Source organism: Microbacterium rhizomatis, assembly GCF_008710745.1.
GTDB classification, from domain to species: Bacteria; Actinomycetota; Actinomycetes; order Actinomycetales; family Microbacteriaceae; genus Microbacterium; species Microbacterium rhizomatis.
This window is the reverse complement of sequence record NZ_VYSA01000002.1, coordinates 1,154,700-1,178,633: the sequence shown is the minus strand read 5'-3', so window position 1 is coordinate 1,178,633 and position 23,934 is coordinate 1,154,700. Positions and strand designations below refer to the sequence as shown.

The window sequence follows — 23,934 nt, the reverse complement described above, 5'->3', positions numbered from 1 at the left end:
AAGCAGACACGATGTCGCTGAACACCCGCGCCGTCGTCACCGGGTCGAAGCGACGGTCAGAGCTGCCGTCGGGTCGCGGCCCACGAGAAGGAATCGTGCCGCGGGCCGCCACCTTCCTGGTGATGACGGTCTTCACGCTCTACTTCCTCACCCCCATCTGGTGGCTGCTGGTGGCCTCCACGAAGTCGCGCGGCGATCTGTTCTCCACGAACCCGCTGTGGTTCGCGGCCCCGAACTTCCTCGAGAACCTCACGGGGCTGCTCACGTATCGAAACGGCGTCTACCTTCGATGGCTGGGCAACAGCGCGCTCTACGCCGGGCTGGGGGCGCTCGTGGCCACGATCCTCGCGGGCATGTGCGGTTACGCCCTCGCGAAGTATCGGTTCCGCGGTCGTGAGACGATCTTCAACGTCGTGCTCGGCGGAGTCCTCGTGCCGGCCACCGCGCTCGCACTGCCCCTCTTCCTGCTGTTCAGCCAGGTGCAGCTGACCGACACCTTCTGGTCGGTCTTCCTCCCCAGCGTCGTCAGCCCGTTCGGGGTGTATCTGACGAGGGTGTTCGCCGAGGCATCCGTCCCGGAAGAGCTGCTCGAGGCGAGCAGACTCGACGGCTCGGGCGAGGTGCGTACGTTCTTCACGATCTCGATCCGCCTGATGTTCCCCGCCCTGGTGACCGTCTTCCTGTTCCAGTTCGTGTCGATCTGGAACAACTTCTTCCTGCCGCTCATCATGTTGCGCAGCGAGGACCTGTTCCCGGTGACGTATGGCCTCTACGCGTGGAACTCGACCATCAACCAGTTCCCCGAACTGCGCACCTACGTGTTGATCGGCTCGCTGATCTCGATCGTGCCGCTGATCATCACGTTCCTGCTGCTTCAGCGCTACTGGCGCAACGGACTCGGATCCGGCGCGCTCAAATGACTCCCGTCCGCTTTGCGGACCGCCCTCCCCACCAAGAAACACCCACCAAGAAAGAGAGAAGATGCGACACACAACACGAGCGGTCAGCGCCGCCCTGCTCGCCGCCACAGCGCTCGTCGTGGCCGGCTGCTCCTCAGGCAGCTCCTCGACGGGTTCCGCCGACTCGAGCGCCTGCGCTCCGGCCGGCGGCGATGTCACGTTGACCTTCACGTCCTGGATCCCCGGCATCGAGGATGCCGTCGCACTCTGGAACAAGGAGAACCCCGACATTCAGGTTCAGGTCCAGACCGGCCCGTCCGGCAACGCGGGGACCTATCAGAACTTCTTCAACCAGCTGCAGGCGGGCAACGCCCCCGACCTCGGTCAGATCGAGTACGACGCGCTGCCGAACTTCCGCGTGCAGGACGGTCTCGAGAACCTCGCGGCATGCGCGGACGTCGTCGCGGCCAAGGATCAGTTCCTTCCCTGGACGTGGGGGCAGGTCTCGCTCGGCACGTCCGATCAGGTCTACGGCATCCCGCAGGATCAGGGCCCTCTCGGCCTCTTCTACCGCTCCGACCTCTTCGCGCAGAACAACATCCCCGTGCCCACCACGTGGGACGAGTACCGCGCAGCCGCGGTGAAGATCCGCCAGCTCGGCGGCTACATCACCAACTTCTCGCAGACCGACATCAACCAGTTCGCTGGATTCGTGTGGCAGGCCGGCGGAGAATGGTTCGCGAACGACGGCGACTCGTGGAAGGTGCAGCTGACGAGCCCGGAATCCGTGAAGGTGGCGGACTACTGGGAGGACCTCATCAAGAACGACCTGGTCTCCACCTACCCGGCGTGGAGCGATGAGTGGAACAACGCGTACAACTCGAGTCAGGTGTGGTCGTGGAACTCAGCAGTGTGGGGTGCGAACTCCATCCTCAGCGGCGCGCCCGACACATCCGGCAAGTGGTCTGTGGCCCTCGCCCCGCAGTGGGAGAAGGGCGGCAACGCGTCGGGCAACTGGGGTGGCTCTTCCGTAGCCGTCTTCAAGGGCACGAAGCACCTGTACGAAGCGGCGAAGTTCGCTCTGTGGCTGAACACCTCCGACGAGGCGCTGACATCGCTGAACAAGACGGCACAGATCTATCCCGCGACCACGGCCGGCCTCAAGCTGCCCTCGCTCTCCGAAGGCGTCCCCTTCTACGGCGGGCAGAAGATCTACGACGTGTTCGCCGAAGCAGCGACGCAGGTCAGCCCGGACTTCGTGTGGGGTCCGACGATGACGCAGGTGTACAGCGACGTGTCCGACGGCTTCAAGGCTGCCGTTTCGGGAACCCAGACGCTGGAGGATGCGCTCTCCAACGGTCAGGCCTCGACGATCAAGGCACTGGAAGCTCAATCGATCCCGGTTGCGCAGTAGTAGTCCATCCGTGGTGATCCATCTCCGTGCCGCGGGCGTCAGCGTTCTCGTCGACGCCCGTGGCACGGCGGTGCCCACGCTCATCCATTGGGGTCGCGACCTCGGCGATCTCGGCGATGACGACCTGATCCTGGTCGCCGACGCCGGTGTCCCGGCGATTCCCCCGTCGTCGATCGACATCCCCCTGCGGGTCTCGCTCGTCCCGGGAGTGAGCGAGGGATGGACCGGCCGGCCGGGCCTGGCTCTCTGGCGTCTGGAAGGAGCCGTGGAAGCCGCGGCGACCCGTTCGACGCGGCTCGAGCAGAGCGGTGCTCCGGTCGTCACGCGACAGGGCGGCGACGTCGGTGCCGCGTTCACGGTCTCCGACCGGGCCGCGGGTGTCGAGATCGTCATCGAGATCGAGCTGAGCGCCGAGGGCGTCCTCAGGGTGCGATCGACGATCCGAAACATCGCCGCCGCGCCTCTCATGATCGACGCTGCCGCGTCCGTCCTGCCGGTGCCCGAGCGAGCACGCGAGCTGCTCGACTTCTCCGGCCTGTGGGCCCACGAGGGTCGCGCCATCAGGAGGCCGCTGGAACACGGCATCCATTCCCGCGAAGGCAGACACGGTCGCGGGGGACATGACAGCGCCTTCGTGCTCGTCGCGGGGGCACCCGGGTTCAGCTGGGAGAGCGGTGAGCTCTGGTCGGTCCATGCGGCCTGGAGCGGTGACACCGCCGTGTGGGCAGAGCGATCGGCGCTCGGCCCGACCGTGCTGGGTGCGGGCGAACTGCTCGCGGCCGGCGAGGTCGTCCTCGAGCAGGGCGAGGAGTATGTGGCGCCGTGGACGGTCGCGACCTACTCGCGGCACGGGCTCAACGGGATCAGCGATCGAGTGCATGCATGGATCCGCCGGGGCGAGCACTCCCCCAGGCGCCCCCGACCCGCGATCCTCAATACGTGGGAGGCGGTCTATTTCGATCATTCTCTCGAAGCGCTCACTCCTCTGATCGACGCGGCGCGGGAGGTGGGCGTCGAGCGCTTCGTGCTCGATGACGGCTGGTTCCGGGGGCGTCGAGATGATCGTCGCGCGCTCGGCGATTGGACCGTCGACACCGCGGTCTGGCCGGATGGTCTCGGCCCTCTCATCGACCGTGTGCACGCGGCCGGGATGGAGTTCGGGCTCTGGGTGGAACCCGAGATGATCAGCCTCGATTCGGATGCCGCCCGCCGGCATCCCTCGTGGGTTCTGGGCCGCGAGGGCGCCCTGTCCTGGCGTCACCAGCACGTGCGCGATCTGACCGCGGAAGGATCGGCGGAAGACCTCTTCGCGCATCTCGATGCCCTGCTGAGGCGGTACGACATCGCCTACCTGAAGTGGGACCACAATCGCGACCTGCTCTCGGTCGGGGCTCACGCGCAGACGTCGGCCGCGTACGCTCTGATCGACCGATTGCGACGAGCTCACCCGACGGTGGAGATCGAATCGTGCGCGTCGGGAGGTGCCCGGCTCGATCTGGGCATGTTGACCCGGGTCGATCGGGTCTGGCCGAGCGACACCAACGATCCGCTCGAACGTCAGCGGATCCATGGATCTCTGGGACTCCTGATCCCGCCGGAGTACCTCGGAGCGCACGTGGGCGCGCCCCGCGCTCACACGACCGGGCGTCGCGCCGATCTGTCGTTCCGTCTGGCGACGGCCCTGTTCGGCAGCGCAGGCATCGAATGGGACATCTCCCGGGCGTCCGAGTCCGAGCGGCACGAGGTCGCCGAGTGGCTCGGTCACTACAAGCGCCTGCGGCCCCTGCTTCACTCGGGAAGGGTCGTGAGGGTCGATACCGCGGATGCTGCGCAGGTCGTGCACGGTGTGATCGATCCCGCACGGCTCGCCGCCGTCTTCGCCGTGGCGATGATCGACTCGTCCGCCGGAGCGCTGCCACCACCGGTGCGATTCCCCGGGCTCGACCCGGATGCGTGGTTCGACGTCCGCCCGCTCATCCTCGGCGGAGCGCCGCTGACCATCGCCGATCGACCGCCGCGATGGTTCGCCGAAGGCTCGATTCGTCTCACGGGTCGTGTGCTGGCCGAGGTCGGGCTGCCGATGCCGCTGCTCGCGCCCGAGCAGGCGATCGTGCTCGAGCTTCGCGCCGCACCCTGACGCGACGAACACCAGACCATCCACCCGCACCCGTCGACAGGACCTAGACCCATGGTGCGGTCCCTCGTGCTCCCGGAATGATCGATAGCGAGGCGGAGATTCGGACTCCGCCCGGCTAACAGGGAGACATCGACATGGCTGACGCCAACAACATCGGCAAGATCATCGCTCAGGCCTGGGAGGACGATGCGTTCAAGGCGAAGCTCATCGCCGACCCGACCGCAACGCTCGCCGAGGCCGGGGTCACCGCGCCCGAAGGCGCGCGCTTCGAGGTCGTGGAAGACACCGCCGAGGTCGTGCACCTCGTCCTCCCGGCCCGCCCGAGCGAGCTCTCCGACGACCAGCTGGACGCTGTCGCCGGTGGCAACACCATGAGCTGGACCAACTGGGCGACCTGCGACTCGACGCGCACCGCGAAGGGCTGAGGATGACCCATCGGCACTGACCGCGCCGTGGACTGCGGTCCGCGGCGCGGTCGTGTCTGTCGACCGGCCGCCCGCGTAAGGCCTGCATAGAGGAGGAGACGATGACCATCACCGAGACCCGGAGCGCCACCCATGACGCCGAGCCGTCGGCCGAACCTCGATGGGCGGTCGACCCGCGTGTCTCGTTGCGGATCCTCGACGGCGCGGGCATCGTCGCCCTGCGAGGCGACGATGCGTCGCTGCTGCGAGGCCCGACCATCAAGGCGGTCGCCGAGTCGATCGAGGGGCGCACCTCAGACGAGGTCGCGACGCTGCTGGGCACCCAGATCGCGCCCGCCAAGGTCTACTACGCGATCGGTCAGCTGAAGAAGCGCGGAATCATCGTCCCGGCCGCCGACCCGAGAACTCTGGCCGAGCGCGCGTGGTGGTCGGAGATGGGTGTCGGCGCCGACGCGGCGAGCGAGGTGCGCAGGGCGACGGTGGCCGTCGTGACGCTGCGCGGCGTGGGTGCCGGTGTCACCGCGGCGGTCGCCGCGACCCTCGGCGACGAGGGATGCTCGGTGCTCGAGCTCGGCGAAGTGCCCGCGGCGCTCGACCCGGCGCCCGAACTGACCACTCCCGACCTCGTCATCGTCCTGGCCGGCGACTACCTGGACGACGAACTCGCGACGATCAACGAGCGCTGCCTGGATGCCGGCATCCCGTGGCTCCTCGTCTGGCCCGACGCGGCGAAGCCGTGGATCGGTCCGCTGTTCCGGCCGGGCGCGACGGCGTGCTGGGAGTGCCTCCGCAACCGCCGGAGCACGCACCGGCGCTTCCACGCCGTTCTCGCCGAAGACGGCGCCTCGTCAGCAGCGGTACCGATGACCGCCGGCGCCCAGGCCTCCGCCCTCGTCGGCAGGATGGCAGGACTCGAGGCGCTCAAAGCCTTGGGCGGCATCGCGCAGCCCACGATCGAGGGCGCGCCCGAGGCATCCGCGATCCTCACCGAACTCGACCTGACCGACTGGCGGACCCGTCACCACGTGGTCGTCCGCCGGCCGCAGTGCCCGGCGTGCGGCGACCCGATTCCGTCGGCCGCAGAGCCGGTCGTCCCGCAGCCCGAGCGACCGCGCCGGGGTGACGACGGAGGAACGCGCACGGTCAGCGCCGACGAGACCTACCGTCGCTACCGGCATCACGTGAGCCCGGTCACCGGCGCGGTCCCGTTCCTGGAGGAGCACGAGCTGCCGTTCCCCGGCGCCCACTTGTGGATGTCGGGAACCAACCTCGCCCTCGCCCCGAAAGACCTGCTCTCGCTCAAGCACAGCCTGCGGTCGATGACCGCGGGCAAGGGAACGACGCGCGAACAGGCTCGCGCGGGGGCGCTCGCCGAGGCCCTCGAACGCTACTCCACGATGCGGCAGGGTGGGGAGCGCGCGATCAGGGGCTCGCTGCGCAGCCTGGGCGCCCGCGCGATCCACCCCAACGACGCCATGCTCTTCAGCGAGCGCCAATACGCGCACGCCGACGAACACGGCTCGCCCGAGTCGTGGTTCAACGGCGTGCCCGAGCGATTCGACGAAGAGGCGGTCATCGACTGGACCCCGGTGTGGTCGCTGACCCATGATCGCGAGTATCTCCTTCCGACCGGGTACTGCTACTACGGCGGCTCCGTCGAGGCGACGAGAGGCATCGCGTCGGATTCGAACGGATGCGCGGCGGGCAACACCGTCACCGAGGCGATACTGCAGGCGTTCTACGAACTCGTGGAGCGTGACGGCGTCGCGATCTGGTGGTACAACCGGCTGCGGCGACCGGCGGTGGACCTGGCGAGCTTCGGCAACACCTGGATCGACGACATGGTCGACGACTACCGATCGCGCGGCCGCGACACCTGGGCGATCGATCTCACCACCGACCTCGGCATCCCGACGTTCGCGGCGTTCTCGCGCCGTACGAGCGACGGCGCGGACGCGATCCTCATGGGGTTCGGCGCGCACCTGGACCCCGAGATCGCGGTCCTGCGGGCGCTGGGCGAGATCAATCAGTCGTCGTACCTCGATGAGCACCCGCACGATGAGGACTCGCCGATGGATCGCGAGCTCATGCACTGGCTGCGTACCGCCACGATAGAGAACCAGCCCTACCTCGTGCCCGATCCGGCCGCGCCGGTCTGGCACGCGCAGGATCACGCGACCCAGACCGGCGCGGACCTCGCCGTGGACGTACGCACGTGCCGCGACAGGGTGGAACGCGCCGGGATGTCGATGTACGCGATCGATCAGACCCGCCCCGACATCGGCCTGCCCGTCGTACGGGTCGTCGTCCCGGGCCTCCGGCACTTCTGGTCGCGCTTCGCACCCGGGCGCCTGTACGAGGTGCCGATCGCCCTCGGCTGGCTCGAAGAGGCGGTCCCCGAGTCCGAGCTCAACCCGATCCCGTTCTTCCTGTGAGCGGCGGGATGCTGGTCGCCCTCCGCGATCGGACCGCGGTCGACCTGGGTGCGAGTCCGCCAGTGCTCGAGCGCGCCGGCATCCGACTGCCGATGCCGGCGCTCGCCGCCCCCGAAGCGGGCCCGCTCGCTCGAGTGCTCGCGGCGCCGACGGACGCGGTCACGCTGTCGGAGCTTGCGGCAGAGGGTGGCCCGGTCGCGCTTGCGCGCTGGATGACCTGGTCGCGCCGGGCGATGCGGTTCGGATTGCTCGCATACCGGCTCGTCGACGAGCACGGCGAGCTGATCGCCGAGTTCGTTCCCACCGCAGCGGGCGCACCGGATCTGGCGGATCCGGCGCCCCTGCCGAGCGCGTCGCTCCTGCTGCTCTCGCGCTTCGCGCTGCTGCACCGCGGCGATGGCGCTCTGACGCTGGAGTCGCCCCAGGGCACCCTCCGTGCCGAGCTGTCGGGGGTCGCCGCAGCGGTCGTCGCGGCGTTCATGGTGCCCCGAACGGGGGCTGCCGCATCCATCCCCGGCATGAACGCCGACACGGCCGAGACCCTCGTCGCCGCGCTCTACGCGGGCGGTCTCCTCGTGACCGTCGACGACGATGGACGCGCCGCCGAAGACGACGACCCCGTCCTTTCTCAGTGGGAGCTGCCGGATCTGCTGCTGCACGCGCGCAGCAGGTACGCGGTGGCCGATCGCCCCCGCGGCGGCACGTTCCGCTTCGTCGGCATCCGTCCTGCGCCTGCGGCGCTCGCGTTCGATTTCGGGGTGCCCGCGATCCCGCTGCCGCGACCCGACCTCGACCTCCTGGCACGCGAGGACCCTCCGTTCGCGGCCGTGATGGAAGCGCGCGCGTCGCGACGGTCGCTCGGGCCGATCGACGCGGCCAGGCTCGGCGAGTTCCTCTACCGGAGCGTGCGCGTGCGACGCGCGTTCGACGCGGGTGACGACCCGCGCGACTACCCGATGACCGTACGACCCCATCCCGCCGGGGGCGGGATGCACGAGCTCACGACCTACCTCGTCATCGGCGAGTGCGCTGACATCGAGCGCGGGTTCTACCGGTACGACCCGGTCGGGCATGGGCTCGATCCGGTCGCGCCGTGGGGGCCGCGGGTCCACACTCTGCTGGGGGATGCCGGCAAGGCGACGGGGTCGGACATCGTGCCCCCGCTCGCGGTGATCCTGGCGGCGGACTTCCGGCGGCTGTCGTGGAAGTACGAAGGGATCGCCTACCCGACCATCCTCAAGAACGTCGGGGTCGTATACGCGACGATGCAGCTCGTCGCGACGGCGATGGGCCTCGGGTCGTGCCCGCTGGGGGGCGGCGACTCGGAGCTCTTCGCCCTCGCAGCCGGCACACGAGCCATCGAGCACACCTCCGTCGGCGAGTTCCTGCTCGGCGCCTGAGGCCGTCACCAGCCGCTGCGGGTAGGGGTGTGCCCCTCGCGTGCGTCGTCGGGCATGGCCATCTCGACCCGGACCCCGAGCAGGCGGATCGCGCGATCGGGTTCGATCTTGGCAACGAGTTCGCGGAGCTTCGCCTGCACGACATCGCGGTCCGAGGTCGCGGCGATCTTCTTGGTGAACGTCTTGGTGAAGAACGGCACGTAGCGCACCTTGAGCGTCAGGCCGATCGCCGGCCGGCCCTCCGCGGCCACATCATCGAGCACGTGCGCGAGCAGCTCCCGGATCGCGGCATCGATCTCGGCAGGAGCGACGAGATCGACCTGGTAGGTGGTCTCACGCGCATGACCCCGAGCAACCCAGGGAGTGTCGTCGACGACCGACGCGCCCTCGCCGCGCCCGAGCTGCGCGAACCACGGGCCCATGCGCGGGCCGAACTCGGGCACGAGCGCGGCATCGTCCGCCGCGGCGAGGTCTGCGACGGTGCGGATGCCCAGGCCCTCCAGGCGGCGTGAGATCTTGCTGCCCACACCCCAGAGTTCGATCGTCGGCTTGTCGCCCATCACCTCGAGCCAGTTCTCCGAGGTCAACCGGAAGACCCCGCGCGGCTTGCCGAACGCGGTGGCGACCTTGGCGCGCACGAGGGTGTCTCCCACCCCGACACTGCAGTGCAGTGCTGTGCGTTCCCGCACAGCCGCCTGCACGCGCCGTGCATACGCCTCCGGATCGTCCGTCGTCACTCCGACGAACGCCTCGTCCCAGCCGAGAACCTGCACCACGGCGCCGGGCTGCTCACGCAGGGTCGACATCACCTGTTCCGATGCGGCGAGGTAGGCCGGAGCATCCACGGGAAGGATGATCGCCTCCGGCGCCTTGCGCGCAGCGATCCGCAGCGGCATGCCCGAACCGACCCCGAACGCCCGCGCCTCGTACGACGCCGTCGAGACCACGGCGCGCTCGGTCGGGTCGCCGCGACCACCCACGATCACCGGCTTTCCGGCGAGCTCGGGGTTGCGGAGCACCTCGACCGCGGCGATGAACTGGTCCATATCGACGTGCAGCACCCACGGGCGAGGAGACATGTGCGCTCGGTCGGATCGATCAGGAAAGGGAGATCAGGCCGAGGGTGCGTCGGGGTCGAGGGCCTTGAGGGTGTCTTCCTCGACCGCGTTGTCGGCGGTCAGCTGCTCCTCCGTGGTCTTGTCGCCCCCGGTCGGATTCTTCTCGTCGTCGGCCTGCCCCTCGCCGGTGTGGTCGTCTGAGCCGGGCTGGCCCGCTGCGTGCGGATCGGTCGCGCCGTGATCTGTCATACCCGCACGCTACGCCGGCGTCCGGACAGCCGCACGGGGGTTGCGCTCGCGCCGGCGAGGGGATCGGTCCGCATTCAGGCGAGCGCGGATAGAATTCCGTGTGCCCACCGACGACCTCGACCGCAGCGCCTCCGAAGGCAGCGCCACTGAAGGCAGCGGTATCGACCCGGCCGACCTCGCGGTCGCGCTCGAGGTGCTGGAGCGACTGGTCGAGGTCGACGACTCCCACCCCGACTTCATCGCCGTCCGCCGCGCGACGGCCAAGATGTTCAAAGCGGTGAAGCGCGAGCGCCGCCGGGTGGCGAGGGATGCGGTCAACGACGCCGACCGCGCCGTCGTGGCGGCAACGGCCACCGGCGCGCCCGACCGGATCGACGACGAGACGCGCGGCATCCCGATCTCGACGGCCACGACGGCACCCACCGCCGGGGTCCTGATCAAGGCGCGCGGCTGCTACATCTGCAAGCAGCCTTACACCGTGGTGGACGCGTTCTACCACCAGCTCTGCCCCGACTGCGCGGCGATGAGCCACGCCAAGCGCGACGCGCGCACCGACCTGACCGGCAAGCGGGCGCTCCTGACCGGCGGGCGCGCGAAAATCGGCATGTACATCGCCCTGCGGCTGCTGCGCGACGGCGCGCACACCACGATCACCACACGGTTCCCGCGTGACGCGGTGCGCCGTTTCACGAGCCTCCCCGATTCTCCCGAGTGGATCGATCGCCTCAAGGTCGTCGGCATCGACCTGCGCGATCCGGCCCAGGTGATCGGCCTCGCCGAAGACGTCGCCGCAGCAGGGCCCCTCGACATCCTCATCAATAACGCGACGCAGACGGTGCGGCGCTCGCCCGGGGCGTATCAGCCCCTCGTCGATGCCGAGCTCGCTCCCCTTCCGGACGGCCCTCTGCCCGAGCTCGTGACCTTCGGGCACACGAACGATCAGCATCCGCAGGCGCTCGAGCGATCCGTGGCTGCGCACCCGGTTCTGGCCGCGGCGGCCGCACGCGCCGATGAGCTCACCGAGCAGGCGATGGCGCCGGGGTCGAGCTCGCTCGAACGGCTCGCCGCCGGGACGGCGATCGATGCGGGCGGACTCCTGCCCGACCTGCACGACGTCAACTCGTGGACCCAGCGCGTCGAGCAGGTCGACCCGCTCGAGATGCTCGAGGTGCAGCTGGCCAACACGACCGCGCCGTTCCTGCTCATCTCGAAGCTGCGGGCCTCTCTCGCCGCGAGCTCGGCGCGTCGCACGTACATCGTCAACGTGAGTGCGATGGAGGGCGTGTTCGGTCGCGGCTACAAGGGCCCCGGGCATCCGCACACCAACATGGCCAAAGCCGCTGTCAACATGCTCACCCGCACGAGCGCGCGCGAGATGTTCGAGAGCGACCGCATCCTCATGACGAGCGTCGACACCGGCTGGATCACCGATGAACGCCCTCACCCCACGAAGGTGCGTCTCGCCGAGGAGGGCTTCCACGCCCCGCTCGACCTCGTCGACGGTGCCGCACGTGTGTACGACCCGATCGTGCGCGGCGAGGCGGGTGAAGACCTGTTCGGCGTCTTCCTCAAGGACTACGCGCCCGGCGCATGGTGAGCGGCCTCGAGCCGGGCATGCGCGTGGTCGTGCGCTACCTGCTCCCCACAGGTCAGGCGACCGACGCGCTCGGGGTGCTGCTGCGCGCCGATGCCGACACCCTCGTCGTCGACGGGGTCAGGGGAATCGAGACGATAGCGGTGACAGACGTGATCGCCGCGAAAGAGGTGCCCCCGCCCCCGGCGCCGCGGCGACGGTAGGGTCCGGTCCTCGGCGCCCGACCCGTCTGCGTGCGCACCCCGTCTGCGTGCGCACTCCGTCTGCGTGCGCACCCCGTCTGCGTGCGCATCCCGTCTGCGTGCGCATCCCGTCTGCGTGCGCACCCCGTCTGCGTGCGCATCCCGTCTGCGTGCGCACCCCGTCTGCGTGCACAACGCGTCTGCGTGCGCACCCCGTCTGCGTGCACAACGCAGGATCGATCCGGCGTTGACCGGGGCGCGCGCGGCGTGTCGGCGTCTCGGAGGGTGATGGGTCCTGCGTTGTGCGCGCCGCGGACCGGTCCTCGCGTCGCGGACCTGTCCTCGCGTCGCGGACCTGTCCTCGCGTCGCGGACCTGTCCTCGCGTCGCGGACCCGTCCTCGCGTCGGGGTGGCGCACTCGGCCCGGATGCCGCTGAAGGACGCGCGCAGCTTCGACACCGTGCGCCGGACCCGGCGCGGTTTTCGTCGACCGCATTTCGGGTGCACAACGCAGGACGGATCGCGGCTCGCGGGGCCCCCGCACGGCGTGTCGGCGCCCGCGCGGGGCAAGCGTCCTGCGTTGTGCGCGCGGCCACCGGCGCCCGCGCAGGGAAAGCGTCCTGCGTTGTGCGCGCGCGTGCGCGGCGACGGGGTCGGGCGATCGGGTCAGGCTCGGGGGACCAGGTCGGCGCCGAGCGCTTCGCGCTCGTCGAAGACGAAGCAGTCGCCGTCGAAGTGTGCGCCCCCGACTTCTTCGAAATATGTCAGGATCCCGCCGTCCAGCTGCAGCACGTGGGGATGGCCGGCCTCGCGCAGGTAGATGGCTGCCTTCTCGCAGCGGATTCCGCCCGTGCAGAAGCTCACGACCGTCTTCCCCTCGAGCTCGGCGGCGTGAGCGGTCGCGGCATCCGGAAACTCGGTGAACCGGGTGATGCCCCAATCCACCGCGTTCTGGAAGGTGCCGTACTCGACCTCGAATGCGTTGCGCGTGTCGAGCATGACGACCTCCCGGCCGTCGTCGTCGTGACCGTCGTCGAGCCAGCGGCGCAGCGTCCGCGCGTCGACGGAGGGCGCGCGGCCGGCGGCGGGCTGAATCGTCGGGTGGTCCATCCGGATGATCTCGCGTTTGAGCTTGACGAGCATCCGCCGGAACGGCTGATCGTCCGACCAGCTCTCCTTCGTCGTGAGCGCGGCGAACCGGGGGTCCGAGCGCAGTCGCCCGAGGAAACCGCGCACATCGACGGGATTGCCGGCGAGGAAGAGGTTGATGCCCTCCTCGGCCAGCAGGATGGTGCCTTTGAGGTTGCGGCCGTCGGCATCGCCCTTCAATACGGTGCGCAGGGCGACCCGATCATCCAGCGGGGTGAACAGGTAGGCCGAGATATTGAGCACACGATCCATCGCGCCGGAGTCTACCTTCGGACGTTCGGCAGGACCTCCCCACCCGACGACTTAGACTGGCTCCATCCCCCTTTCTCATACAGGAACACACGTGTCATCAGCTTCTGCGCCCCGCACCTTCGAGGTGCGGCATGTGCAGCTCGCGCGCGCCGCCTTCGCAGCGATTGCGGCTGTCATGATCACGTTCTCGCCGGACCACTCCGGAAGCCTGGGGCTCGCCGTCTTCAGTGGTTTCGCGATCGCGTCCGGACTGGTCTTCCTCCTCGCCGCGTGGCTTGTGCACCCGAGCGGCGCCCGCTGGCCCGCGATGCTCCTGGGCATCATCAGCGTCGCGGCAGGAATGGTCGCCGGTGTCACGTCGCTGCGGTCGACCCTCATGTTCTTCGCGGTCGTGATCGCCTGGGCGATCGCGAGCGGGCTCGTCGAGACGATCGTCGGCGCCCGCACGCTGCGGTCGTTGCGTCGCGAGGCCGACACGGATGCGCCGACCCGCGGCGAGGCCCGCGACGCGCTCACCATCGGGATCATCACGCTCGTGCTCGCGGCCGGCCTGGCCGTGATTCCGGCGCAGTACGCCTTGAATTACCACATCGAAGCCGCCGGCCAGACGTTCACCCTCACGGGCATCGTGATCGCTGTCGGCGTGTTCGGCGGCTACGCGGCGATCGTCGCGGTCTACCTCGCGATCGCCGGCTTCTCACCCCGCAGGCACGCGGTGGCGCAGATCGAAGATCCCACGATCGGCCGCGCGAACGCTGCCGGGCGCGGCGACGACTCAGCAGGAGGTGTCGCGTGACCGAAGAGAAGCCGACTCGGCGTGACCTCATGAAGCCCGTGCAGCTGCTCGGGCTGGCTTTCGGGGCCGCGCTGTTCGCCGGCATCGTCACGCTCATCTCGATGGGCTTCTTCCAGCAGCGCCAGCCGGGTCAGGCCGAACGTGCGCTTGTGGTCGCCCTGATCGTGCTGGGCGTCACCTTCATCGTCGTGCTCGTCGTCGTCGCCCTGCTCCTGCTCGTGGTCGATCCGGCACAGGTGCGCAAGACGATCGATCGCCCTGTGCTGTTCGACGAAGAGAAGGAAGAACCGGATGCCGCGGCATCCGGAGATACCCACCCTCGAACCTGAGCGAGGCCGGCGCCGCGTCAGCGGAAGTCGACCACCCGCGACGCGAGCCCGACGTAACCCGCGGGGGTCAGAGCCAGCAGGCGCTCCTTGGCTCCATCGCCGATGTCGAGGCCCGACACGAATTCGGCCAGCTCCGGCGCTCCCACCCGACGGCCTCGGGTGAGGTCCTTCAGCAGCGCATAGGGGTCGGTGATCGACGACCGACCCGCAGCGATCTCAGCGCGCACCACGGTCTGGATCGCCTCGGCGAGCACTTCCCAATTGGCGTCGAGGTCTGCATCCAGCACCGGCTGCGCGAGCGAGATCTCACCCAGCCCGAGCTGCAGGTTGTCGAGCGCGAGCAGCGAGTGACCGAGTGCCACACCGATGTTGCGCTGCGTCGTCGAGTCGGTCAGATCGCGCTGCAGGCGCGAGGTCACGAGGGTCTGCGCCAGCGAGGCGAGCAGGGCGCCCGAGATCTCGAGGTTCGCCTCGGCGTTCTCGAACCGGATCGGGTTGATCTTGTGCGGCATGGTCGATGACCCGGTGGCGCCGGCGACGGGGATCTGCGAGAAGTACCCGAGCGAGATGTAGGTCCAGACGTCGGTCGCGAGATTGTGGAGGATGCCGCCGGCATGCCGGATGCGGTCGTACAGCTCGACCTGCCAGTCGTGCGACTCGATCTGCGTCGTGACCGGGTTGAACCCGATACCCAGCCCCTCGATGAAGGCGCGCGTCAGCGCGGGCCAGTCGACGTCGGGCTCGGCCGCCAGGTGCGCCGACCAGGTTCCGGTCGCACCCGAGAACTTCGCCAGGTACTCGGATGCCTCGACCTGCGCCGCGACGCGCTCGAGGCGGTGCGCGAACACCGCGATCTCTTTGCCCATGGTCGTGGGGGTCGCCGGCTGGCCGTGGGTGCGGGCCAGCATCGCGGCATCCCGATGCTCTTCGGCGATCGAGCGCAGCGTGCCGATGACTGTCCGCAGGCGCGGGAGCCACACGAGCGTGACGGCACGCTGGACCGTGAGCGCGTACGAGGCGGAGTTGATGTCTTCGCTCGTCGCCGCGAAGTGCGTGAGCTCCGCGATCGCGTCGAGCCCGAGTGCCGACAGGCGGTCGCGAACGAGATACTCGACGGCCTTGACGTCGTGGCGCGTGACCGCCTCCTTCTCGGCGAGCCACGCGATCTCGGCCTGCCCGAAGTCACGGTAGACCGCACGCAGGCGCTCTTTCTCCGCGTCGCTGAGGGGGCTCGTCCCGAACAGGGAGCGGTCGGTGAGGGCGATGAGCCACTCGACCTCGACCTCGACGCGCGCGCGGTTCAGGCCCGCTTCGGAGAGGTAGTCGCCGAGGTCGGCGACGGCCGCGCGGTAGCGGCCGTCCAGAGGGCTGAGGGGCTGGGGGGCAAGAGTGGGCACGAGGCTCCCGTCGTGGACCTGCAGGGCCGGCCGACCGGGCGGGTCAGGTCGTCGAGCGGATCGCGGGTTCGAGCTGCCGGAAGAGCGACCGGCTCGCACTCTCGATCATACCGAGCACGTCATCGAACATTCCCGGCCCGGCATAGTACGGGTCGGGCACGTCGAGGGTGGGAGCGGCCGGGTCGAACGACATCAGCAGCGCGATCTTGTCGGCGTCGCCCTCGTTGCGCGCCCAGCCCGAAAGGATCCGCTCGTGGCTGCGGTCCAGCGCCACCACCAGGTCGCTCCGGCCGAAGTCGGCGTGGGTGAACTGCCGAGCCCGATGCCGGCTCCCGTCGTAACCGCGCCGCTCGAGCGCTTCCAGCGTGCGCTGGTCGGCGCGCTCGCCCACGTGCCAGTCGCCCGTGCCCGCGCTCGTGGACGCGACGCGATCGCGCAGGCCGGCAGCATCCGCGAGCGAACGGAACACGACGTCGGCCATGGGTGAGCGGCAGATGTTGCCCGTGCACACGAAGACGACGCGAAACGGCTCGTCGGCGCTCGCAGTCATGCCTCCATTCTGGTCTGTGTGCCGGTTGCGGTGCACTTCGCCTGGAACGGGGTCGTTCCCGTTGCGCCCTCCCCAGGCGCCCTCTGGTACGAGTTGTCCGCAGGGCATCCCGCATCGTCATCGCCGCTCCCGAGGATCCACCACGCTGGGATGATGTCCGTCCAGCCGCGATATCCGCTCGAAGTCGTCCATACCCTCAGCACGCTGGAGCTCGCGAGCCGCACCCTGGCTGAGGTCGTCGATCGGCTCGTCGCCATCCGCTCGGAGGCGTCCGATCTCCTGGCTGCGACCGATTGGCAGACAGCCTCGGCCCGACTCTTCCATCGCCGCGCGGCCGGCTGGCGCGGCGACCTCGATGCGCTCATCGACACCGCGCGGCTGCTGGACGATGATGTGGGCATCGCACGAGGCCGGGCGCTCGCCGCGGCGTGGTGGGCGGGCGTGTGAGCGATGAACTCGACATCCGAAGCGGAGGGGTGGTCGCCGTCGACCCCGAGTCGCTGCGCGCCGCCGCCGATCGGTGCGAGCGCATCGGCGGTGAACTCGCGGGTATCGAAGACCTGGTGCGATCAGTGGTCGTGCTGCTCGCCGACATCGCCCCGGTCGCCTACGACAGTGGGTACACCGCTCACGCGCTCGCCGGCCGGGTGGATGCGGCGTCCTCCGCCGCACGTTCCTTCGGCGCGCAGCTGCGGTTCGCCGCCGCGGTCTATGAGATCGTGGAGCTGCGCGCCGCCGCCGCATTCGAGCACTCTGCGGGCGGCCCGCTCGCCCGTTTGCGCGAATCCGAGATCTCCGAGCGGCTCGCCGCCCTGAGCGACGCGTACCCCTGGGCAGCAACGACAGCGACCATTCGCGAAACCGGCTGGCGCCTGGCGTGGCCAGCGCAGCTCGCCGTGCAGGGCATGGGCGCGTGGCCGCTCCATGCGTTCAGCGGGGCGCCGTTCGTGCCGGGGGCGACCTTCGTGCTCGGGCTGGGCATCGCCGCGACCGGAGCAGGCACGCTTCCGGCGACGGCACGCCTGAGCCCGGGGCTCGGCCACGCGCGGGTGACCGCGCTCGCCCCGCCGACCGCGGGCACGGCTCCTGCGACACTCGCCGAGGCGGCCGGCCGCATCCCGGGTGGCCAGAGCGCGGCGAGGGTGCGGGTCGAGCGCTACACGATGACCGACGGTTCGAAGCAGTTCGCCGTCTACGTCAGCGGCACGCGCGCGATCGGCCCGGACGCCCGTGATCCGTTCGACATGAATTCGAACCTCGAGCTCTACACCGGGCACGGATCCGCGTCCTACGAGGCGACAGTGGCGGCCCTGCGTGAGGCCGGGGCACAGCCTGGGGACGTCGTGCACGCCTTCGGGCACTCGCAGGGTGCCATGATCACCGCCCACCTCGCGCTCGAGGGGGAATACGACACGCGGACGCTCGTGTCGTTCGGTTCACCCGTCGAGGCCGATGTGGGGGATCGCACCCTCAGCGTCTCGCTGCGGCACTCCGACGATCCCGTCGCGTTCCTCGAGGGCGGAGGGCACGCGCAGGGGGTGGGGGCACCGGGCAGCTTCGTCGCCGAGCGGGTCGCCGATCCCGCGCTCGGCGCGCACGACGTGACTCTCCCCGCACACGGCATAGCCGGCTACACCGAGACGGCGCGGATGCTGGACGAGTCGGCCGATCCGCGGATGGCGCAGGTGCGCGAGCTGTTCGACGAGCTCGGCGACGCGGCATCCGTCGACGTCGTCGAGTACTCCGCGCGGACGCTCAGTCCCTCCGGCGGGGGCGGAGGATGAGGCCGAAGATCCAGTTGATGAAAGAGATGATGATCGCCGCGATCACGCCCCACCAGAAGTCCTCGACCCGCAGGCCCCAGTTCCAGAAGCCCGTGATCCAGGCGGTGAGCCAGAGGAGGAACGCGTTGATGATCAGCGAGATCAGCCCGAGCGTGAGGATGTAGAGCGGGAAGGCGAGGATCTTGATCACAGTGCCGATGATCGTGTTCACGAGGGCGAAGATCGCCGCCACGATCAGCAGCGTGAGCACGAGCTGGAGCGTCTCGCCCGGGGGGAAGGCGATGACCGAGACCTGGAGCGCGGGGATCAGGGTCACGACCCAGATCGCGAATGCGTTGACGACGACGCGGATGAGGAAGCCCATAGTGAGGTCAGTCTGCCACGCGGGGGCCGAGATGATCACGGATCAATTCGGCGATGCGGTCGAGATCGATCTTGCTCTGTGCCACATCGAGCACGAGATCGAAGGCTTCGTCGTTCGTGAAGGTGACTCGGTATCCGTTTATCCTCAGGAACGCGAAGGTCAGGTACAGCGAGAGTCGCTTGTTGCCATCGAAGAGCGAGTGGTTCTGGGCGAGCGACGAGAACATCGCCGCCGCCTTGAGCTCGAGCGTCTCGTAGGCGTCCTGACCGAACATGCCGGCCGAGGCTCGTGCGAGGGCGGACTGGAGCAGACCTTCGTCGCGGACCTGGAAACCGAGGCGGTCGATGACCGCATGAGCCTGCTCCGGTTCGATGTAGTCGATCGCCTCCGCCAACTCAGGCGTCCTCGAGGCGCGTCAGGGCGTCGGAATAGCGGTCCCCCACCTCGTCGACCGCAGAGAGGACACGATCCGTCTTGGACTGCCCGGAGACGAACCTGTCGGCCGCCTCGATGAGAAGGGCGTGCTTGGAGGTGTGCCTCGATGCCGCGAGGGCGTCGAGCTGCGCGTCGAGCTCGGGGGGAAGGCGAAGAGTCATAGCCATACCAGAATGATACCGAGATACCAGTTCAGTATCAACGACGCATCAAGAAGTCCAGGCCGGTCGCTCGTAGACTCGGGCGGGTGACCGACTCGCCAGACCGCTCTTCTCTCCCCGATGCTCCCGTACGCATCCGCCCGGAGATCGCCGCGCTGCCGCCCTATCGCCAGGGCAAGCAGGCCGGGTCGGATTCGTACAAGCTGTCGAGCAACGAGAACCCGTTCGATCCGCTCCCGAGCGTGCTCATCGCCCTCCAGAGCGCGGCGGCCGTGAACCGGTACCCGGATGCCACGGCCGGCCGCCTCCGTCAGCGCCTCGGTGCACGATTCGGCGTGTCTCCCGACGAAGTCCATATCGGCGCGGGCAGCGTGTCGATCCTGGCGCAGCTCATCCTCGCCGCGGCGGGCCCCGGCGACGAGGTGATCTACGCCTGGAGATCGTTCGAGGCCTACCCCGGGCTCGCCCTCGTCGCCGGAGCGGTACCCGTCGAGGTGCCCCTCGATGCCGACGCGCGCCACGACCTCCCCGCCATGGCCGCCGCCGTCACCGATCGCACGCGCGTGATCATCGTGTGCAGTCCGAACAACCCCACCGGCCCGATCGTCACCCACGCCGAGTTCGAGCAGTTCCTCGCCGCCGTCCCGCGCGACGTGCTGGTGGTCCTCGACGAGGCCTACGCGGAGTTCGTAACCGCTCCCGACGCGGTGGACGGGATGCGGGTGCTCGGCACCTCGGGTCACGACAATGTCGTGGCGCTCCGCACGTTCTCCAAGGCGTTCGGGCTTGCCGGGCTCCGCATCGGGTATGCGATCGGGCACCGCCGGATCCTCGATGCGGCGCGGACCACCAGCATCCCGCTGTCGGTCACGGCGCAGGCCGAGGAAGCGGCGCTCGCGAGCCTCACCGCGGAGTCGGAGCTGCTCGAGCGCGTGCGCGTCATCGCGGAGCGTCGCGACCGGTTGGCGGAGGGGCTGCGTGAGATCGGCTGGCGTGTGCCCGACGCGCAGGGCAACTTCGTGTGGCTGGCCGCAGGCGACCAGGCGACAGCGGTCGCCGAAGCATTCGACGAGGAGGGCCTGATCGTGCGGCCATTCGCGGGCGACGGGGTGCGTATATCCGTTGGCGAGCATGAGTCTGTGGAAAGGGTCCTACAGATCGCGGCTTCCGTTGTCCGGACTCTCCCAGAAGGTCACTCGGGGCGACGGTAGCGTGGGACTGTGACGTCGCTACAAGATCCTGGGTTCGACGATCCCCGGCTCGTCCGGGTGCTGGCCGCCGATGGTTCGCTCGCGCCCACACCGGCCGCGGAGCCCTACCTCGCGCTCGTGAATGCGCTCACGGATGCCGACCTCGAGGGCTTCTACCGCGACATGGCGGTGATCCGCGCGTTCGACCGCGAGGCCACGAATCTGCAGCGGCAGGGTCAGCTGGCGCTGTGGCCGCCGAGCTTCGGGCAGGAGGCCGCGCAGGTGGGTTCGGCCCGCGCCGCGCGCCCGCAGGATCACCTCTTCCCCTCGTACCGCGAACATGTCGTGTGCATGATCCGCGGGGTCGACCTCGTCGACATCATCCGCGTCATGCGCGGACTGACGCACGGCGGGTGGGACCCGTACGACCCCAAGAACGGCAACACGCACATCTACACGCTCGTGCTCGGAGCGCACACGCTGCATGCCACGGGGCTCGCGATGGGCCTCGCGTTCGACGGCAAGAGCGGCTCGGGCGACCCCGACCGCGACGAGGCCGTCATCGTCTACTACGGCGACGGCGCGTCCAGCGAGGGCGACGTGCACGAGTCGATGGTGTTCGCGGCGAGCTATCAGACCCCGCAGGTGTTCTTCCTGCAGAACAACCAGTGGGCGATCTCGGTGCCGGTCTCGACGCAGTCGCGGTCACCGCTGTACCGGCGCGGCGAGGGCACCGGCATCCCGAGCGTGCAGGTCGACGGCAACGACGTGATCGCCAGCTACGCCGTCTCGAAGGTCGCGCTCGACGAGGCGCGCGCCGGCGGCGGGCCACGGGCGATCGAGGCGCTGACATACCGGATGGGCGCGCACACGACGAGCGACGATCCGACGAAGTACCGCACCACCGAGGAAGAGCAGTCGTGGGCGCGACGCGACCCGATCGAGCGGATGCGGGTGTTCCTGCGCGGCCGCGGAGCCTCCGACGCCTTCTTCGCCGACGTGGAAGAGCAGTCGAGGGCACTCGCTGACGACGTGCGCACGAGGACGATGAGCCTCGGCGGACTGCCGGCGGCGCAGATCTTCCAGAACGTGTACTCCGAGCCGCACCCGCTCGTCGAGGCGGAGCGCGAATGGCTCGCCGGGTACGAGGCATCCTTCGAGGAGGGAGCGTCATGACGATCGACGCGGCGACGGGAGAAGCGACAGGCACGGCGGGCGCCGAGCCCGCCGAGGAATCGGCGGCGATCTCGACCATGCCGTTCAGCCGGGCGCTGAACGCGGGGCTGCGCAAGGCGATGGAAGACTCCGACCGCGTCCTGCTGATGGGCGAGGACATCGGACTGCTCGGTGGCGTGTTCCGCGTCACGGAGGGCCTGCAGGCCGACTTCGGCCCCCGGCGCGTGATCGATACGCCGCTGGCCGAGTCCGGCATCATCGGCACGGCCATCGGCCTGGCGATGGGCGGGTTCCGCCCGGTGTGCGAGATCCAGTTCGACGGTTTCGTCTATCCCGGGTTCGATCAGATCACCTCGCAGCTCGCCAAGCTCACGTACCGACACGAGGGCGCGCTGCAGATGCCCGTCGTCATCCGGATTCCCTACGGCGGGCACATCGGCGCGATCGAGCACCACCAGGAGAGCCCCGAGGCGTATTTCACGCACACTCCGGGCCTCCGCGTGGTGAGCCCGTCGACCCCGAACGACGCGTACTGGATGATCCAGGAGGCGATCGGCTCGAACGACCCGGTGATCTTCCTCGAGCCCAAGAGCCGCTACTGGCAGAAGGGCGAGGTGGATGCCTCGGCCCCGGCTCTTCCGTTGCACGCGAGCCGCATCGTCCGAAGGGGCAGCGACGTGACCCTCGTCGCGCACGGGGCGATGGTGGCGACGGTGCTGCAGGCCGCTGCGCTGGCCGAGTCCGAGGGCACGAGCTGCGAGGTCATCGACCTGCGGTCCCTGTCGCCGGTGGACTACGGCCCGATCCTCGACTCGGTGCGCCGTACCGGGCGCATGGTCTACGCGCAGGAGGCGCCGGGCTTCACGTCGCTCGGCAGCGAGGTCGCCGCGACGGTCATGGAGCGGGCGTTCTACGCGCTCGAAGCACCCGTCCTGCGCGTCTCGGGATTCGACACCCCGTTCCCCCCGGCGAAGCTCGAGGGGCTCTATCTGCCCGATGCCGACCGCATCCTCGAAGCCGTCGACCGCGCGATGGCCTACTGATGTGCATCCCAATTCCCGCGAGACCGGATAGGCGCCACGAGACGGAGTGCGTTCGTCACCTTTTCGTGGCGTCTATCCGGTCTCGCGCAAGACGACGACGACGACGAAGGGATCTCGCATGACGGACCAGACGTTCCATTTGCCCGATGTCGGGGAGGGGCTGACCGAGGCCGAGATCGTCTCGTGGCACGTCGCCCCCGGCGACACCGTGGGGATCAACGACGTGCTCGTCGAGATCGAGACGGCGAAGTCGCTCGTCGAGCTGCCCTCGCCCTTCGAGGGCGTCGTCGGCGAACTGCTCGCGAACGAGGGCGACACGGTCGACGTGGGCGCGGCGATCATCACGATCGCCGGAGCGGGCGCCGGGGGTGCGAGCGATGTCCCCGAGGTGCAGCCCGAGCCCGAAGAGACCGGCGGTGCCGTGCTCGTCGGCTACGGCAGCGCCGGACACGTCCAGTTCCGCCGCCGCAAGCCCGCCGCGGCCGCCGTGGTGCGAGCATCCGTCGGTGTCGCGGCGAAGCCGCCCATCCGCAAGCTCGCGCGCGACCTCGACGTCGACCTCGCCGACGTCACGCCCACGGGCGCCGCCGGCGAGATCACCCGCGACGACGTCGTCAAGCACGCGTCGCAGGCGAGCGTCTTCCGCAACATCGAGACGCCGGAGTGGGGCGCCGTTCGCGAAGAGACGATCCCCGTCGCATCCGCCGCCATCACGACCCCCCGGCCGCAAGCGGCCGTGCCCGCGCCCCCGGCCGGTGAGCGCGAAGAGACCATTCCGGTCAAGGGCGTGCGCAAGGCGACGGCGTCGGGGATGGTGCGCAGCGCCTACACCGCCCCGCACGTCTCGGTGTGGACCGACGTCGACGCGTCGCGCACGATGGAGCTCGTCAAGCGGCTGAAGGCCTCGCCCGACTTCGCCGACACGAAGGTGTCGCCCCTGCTGATCATGGCCAGGGCCGTCATCTGGGCCGTGCGCCGCACGCCGATGGTGAACGCCGCGTGGATCGACGGCGAGAACGGCGCCGAGATCCGCGTGCGCCACTACGTCAACCTCGGCATCGCGGCGGCGACCCCCCGCGGCCTGCTCGTCCCGAACATCAAAGACGCGCAGGACCTCAACATGCAGGGCCTCGCCAGGGCGCTCGAGAAGCTCACGATCACGGCGCGCGAGGGCAAGACGACGCCCGCCGACCAGTCCGGCGGCACGATCACGATCACCAACATCGGCGTGTTCGGGATGGATGCCGGCACCCCGATCATCAACCCGGGCGAAGTCGGGATCGTGGCGCTCGGCACGATCCGGCAGAAGCCGTGGGTCGTCGACGGCGAGGTGCGGCCCCGCTGGGTGACGACCGTCTCGGGATCGTTCGATCATCGGGTGGTCGACGGAGACGGGGTGTCGCGGTTCATCGCCGACATCGCGTCGATCCTCGAGGAGCCGGCGCTGCTCCTCGATTGAGCACTTGGGTGTCCCGGCCTGATTTTGAGAATCGTTCTCATTAGACATACAGTCGA

At 69.3% G+C, this 23,934-nt stretch carries 24 protein-coding genes; 16 read left to right on the top strand and 8 right to left on the bottom strand.

Annotated elements, in window-relative coordinates; translation table 11 throughout:
• Nucleotides 1-11 precede the first annotated feature (11 nt).
• From F6B43_RS13795 to F6B43_RS13770, 6 genes are all read left to right on the top strand, one after another.
• Entirely contained in the window at nucleotides 12-920 is a 909-nt protein-coding gene (locus tag F6B43_RS13795; protein ID WP_150449608.1) for a carbohydrate ABC transporter permease, read from the top strand.
• Nucleotides 921-981: 61 nt separating this feature from the next.
• Nucleotides 982-2,313, top strand: coding sequence for an ABC transporter substrate-binding protein (locus tag F6B43_RS13790; RefSeq protein WP_150449471.1), 1,332 nt, complete (start codon nucleotides 982-984; stop codon nucleotides 2,311-2,313).
• A 10-nt stretch (nucleotides 2,314-2,323) separates the two neighbouring features.
• On the top strand, nucleotides 2,324-4,450 hold the full coding sequence (locus tag F6B43_RS13785; protein WP_246159950.1) for an alpha-galactosidase: 2,127 nt from the start codon (nucleotides 2,324-2,326) through the stop codon (nucleotides 4,448-4,450).
• Between the two features lie 134 nt (nucleotides 4,451-4,584).
• Nucleotides 4,585-4,875, top strand: a complete 291-nt coding sequence (locus tag F6B43_RS13780; RefSeq protein WP_150449469.1) for an NHLP leader peptide family RiPP precursor — start codon at nucleotides 4,585-4,587, stop codon at nucleotides 4,873-4,875.
• A 101-nt stretch (nucleotides 4,876-4,976) separates the two neighbouring features.
• Nucleotides 4,977-7,310: a TOMM precursor leader peptide-binding protein gene (locus F6B43_RS13775; protein WP_150449468.1), complete on the top strand. Its 2,334-nt coding sequence runs from the start codon at nucleotides 4,977-4,979 to the stop codon at nucleotides 7,308-7,310.
• Nucleotides 7,307-8,710 (top strand): SagB family peptide dehydrogenase, encoded by a 1,404-nt coding sequence (locus F6B43_RS13770; RefSeq protein ID WP_150449467.1) that lies wholly within the window; start codon nucleotides 7,307-7,309, stop codon nucleotides 8,708-8,710. The genes F6B43_RS13775 and F6B43_RS13770 overlap by 4 nt, the downstream gene beginning before the upstream one ends.
• A 5-nt stretch (nucleotides 8,711-8,715) precedes the next feature.
• Here the strand turns inward: F6B43_RS13770 and F6B43_RS13765 are convergent, their stop codons facing one another.
• Nucleotides 8,716-9,789 (bottom strand): DNA polymerase IV, encoded by a 1,074-nt coding sequence (locus F6B43_RS13765; protein ID WP_211368136.1) that lies wholly within the window; start codon nucleotides 9,787-9,789, stop codon nucleotides 8,716-8,718.
• 33 nt (nucleotides 9,790-9,822) lie between these two features.
• A complete protein-coding gene (locus F6B43_RS13760) occupies nucleotides 9,823-10,017 on the bottom strand; it encodes a hypothetical protein (RefSeq protein ID WP_150449466.1) in 195 nt (64 codons plus the stop codon).
• A 100-nt stretch (nucleotides 10,018-10,117) separates the two neighbouring features.
• Between F6B43_RS13760 and F6B43_RS13755 the strand changes: the two genes are divergently transcribed.
• Together F6B43_RS13755 and F6B43_RS13750 are read left to right on the top strand one after the other, a co-directional pair.
• Nucleotides 10,118-11,614, top strand: a complete 1,497-nt coding sequence (locus F6B43_RS13755) for an SDR family NAD(P)-dependent oxidoreductase (protein WP_150449465.1) — start codon at nucleotides 10,118-10,120, stop codon at nucleotides 11,612-11,614.
• Entirely contained in the window at nucleotides 11,608-11,814 is a 207-nt protein-coding gene (locus tag F6B43_RS13750; RefSeq protein ID WP_150449464.1) for a putative acetyltransferase, read from the top strand. The genes F6B43_RS13755 and F6B43_RS13750 overlap by 7 nt, the downstream gene beginning before the upstream one ends.
• A gap of 645 nt (nucleotides 11,815-12,459) precedes the next feature.
• Here the strand turns inward: F6B43_RS13750 and F6B43_RS13745 are convergent.
• Nucleotides 12,460-13,194 carry a sulfurtransferase gene (locus tag F6B43_RS13745; protein ID WP_150449463.1) on the bottom strand — a complete coding sequence of 245 codons (735 nt, stop codon included), beginning with the start codon at nucleotides 13,192-13,194 and terminating at the stop codon, nucleotides 12,460-12,462.
• Between the two features lie 91 nt (nucleotides 13,195-13,285).
• On the opposite strand from F6B43_RS13745, the gene F6B43_RS13740 reads away from it, so the two are divergent.
• Nucleotides 13,286-13,990, top strand: coding sequence for an acyl-CoA synthetase (locus F6B43_RS13740; RefSeq protein ID WP_246159949.1), 705 nt, complete (start codon nucleotides 13,286-13,288; stop codon nucleotides 13,988-13,990).
• The gene (locus F6B43_RS13735) at nucleotides 13,987-14,319 is read left to right on the top strand and encodes an amino acid transporter (RefSeq protein ID WP_150449462.1); all 333 of its coding nucleotides are present in this window, start codon (nucleotides 13,987-13,989) and stop codon (nucleotides 14,317-14,319) included. The genes F6B43_RS13740 and F6B43_RS13735 overlap by 4 nt, the downstream gene beginning before the upstream one ends.
• Before the next feature lie 17 nt (nucleotides 14,320-14,336).
• Here F6B43_RS13735 and purB read toward each other — a convergent pair whose 3' ends face one another.
• Together purB and F6B43_RS13725 are read right to left on the bottom strand one after the other, a co-directional pair.
• Nucleotides 14,337-15,716, bottom strand: a complete 1,380-nt coding sequence (purB, locus tag F6B43_RS13730) for an adenylosuccinate lyase (RefSeq protein ID WP_150449461.1) — start codon at nucleotides 15,714-15,716, stop codon at nucleotides 14,337-14,339.
• Between the two features lie 43 nt (nucleotides 15,717-15,759).
• Nucleotides 15,760-16,266 carry a low molecular weight protein-tyrosine-phosphatase gene (locus F6B43_RS13725; protein ID WP_150449460.1) on the bottom strand — a complete coding sequence of 169 codons (507 nt, stop codon included), beginning with the start codon at nucleotides 16,264-16,266 and terminating at the stop codon, nucleotides 15,760-15,762.
• Nucleotides 16,267-16,419: 153 nt separating this feature from the next.
• Here F6B43_RS13725 and F6B43_RS13720 point away from each other — a divergent pair, with 153 nt between their 5' ends.
• Nucleotides 16,420-16,713 (top strand): hypothetical protein, encoded by a 294-nt coding sequence (locus F6B43_RS13720; RefSeq protein WP_150449459.1) that lies wholly within the window; start codon nucleotides 16,420-16,422, stop codon nucleotides 16,711-16,713.
• On the top strand, nucleotides 16,710-18,050 hold the full coding sequence (locus F6B43_RS19620) for a hypothetical protein (RefSeq protein ID WP_170285663.1): 1,341 nt from the start codon (nucleotides 16,710-16,712) through the stop codon (nucleotides 18,048-18,050). The genes F6B43_RS13720 and F6B43_RS19620 overlap by 4 nt, the downstream gene beginning before the upstream one ends.
• Here F6B43_RS19620 and F6B43_RS13710 read toward each other — a convergent pair.
• The 3 genes from F6B43_RS13710 to F6B43_RS13700 are packed head-to-tail and all read right to left on the bottom strand — an operon-like array spanning nucleotide 18,022 to nucleotide 19,016.
• On the bottom strand, nucleotides 18,022-18,414 hold the full coding sequence (locus F6B43_RS13710) for a phage holin family protein (RefSeq protein WP_150449605.1): 393 nt from the start codon (nucleotides 18,412-18,414) through the stop codon (nucleotides 18,022-18,024). The two genes, F6B43_RS19620 and F6B43_RS13710, sit on opposite strands and share 29 nt — an antisense overlap.
• Before the next feature lie 7 nt (nucleotides 18,415-18,421).
• Complete coding sequence (locus F6B43_RS13705; RefSeq protein WP_150449458.1) at nucleotides 18,422-18,808, bottom strand: type II toxin-antitoxin system death-on-curing family toxin; 387 nt, start codon at nucleotides 18,806-18,808, stop codon at nucleotides 18,422-18,424.
• A gap of 1 nt (nucleotide 18,809) precedes the next feature.
• On the bottom strand, nucleotides 18,810-19,016 hold the full coding sequence (locus F6B43_RS13700; RefSeq protein ID WP_150449457.1) for a CopG family ribbon-helix-helix protein: 207 nt from the start codon (nucleotides 19,014-19,016) through the stop codon (nucleotides 18,810-18,812).
• A gap of 80 nt (nucleotides 19,017-19,096) precedes the next feature.
• Between F6B43_RS13700 and hisC the strand changes: the two genes are divergently transcribed.
• The 4 genes from hisC to F6B43_RS13680 all read left to right on the top strand — a co-directional run bounded on the left by hisC (nucleotide 19,097) and on the right by F6B43_RS13680 (nucleotide 23,878).
• A complete protein-coding gene (gene hisC, locus F6B43_RS13695; protein ID WP_150449456.1) occupies nucleotides 19,097-20,221 on the top strand; it encodes a histidinol-phosphate transaminase in 1,125 nt (374 codons plus the stop codon).
• Between the two features lie 9 nt (nucleotides 20,222-20,230).
• On the top strand, nucleotides 20,231-21,376 hold the full coding sequence (locus F6B43_RS13690) for a thiamine pyrophosphate-dependent dehydrogenase E1 component subunit alpha (RefSeq protein WP_150449455.1): 1,146 nt from the start codon (nucleotides 20,231-20,233) through the stop codon (nucleotides 21,374-21,376).
• A gap of 77 nt (nucleotides 21,377-21,453) precedes the next feature.
• A complete protein-coding gene (locus tag F6B43_RS13685) occupies nucleotides 21,454-22,419 on the top strand; it encodes an alpha-ketoacid dehydrogenase subunit beta (RefSeq protein ID WP_211368148.1) in 966 nt (321 codons plus the stop codon).
• Between the two features lie 118 nt (nucleotides 22,420-22,537).
• On the top strand, nucleotides 22,538-23,878 hold the full coding sequence (locus F6B43_RS13680) for a dihydrolipoamide acetyltransferase family protein (RefSeq protein WP_150449453.1): 1,341 nt from the start codon (nucleotides 22,538-22,540) through the stop codon (nucleotides 23,876-23,878).
• The last annotated feature ends 56 nt before the right edge of the window (nucleotides 23,879-23,934 follow it).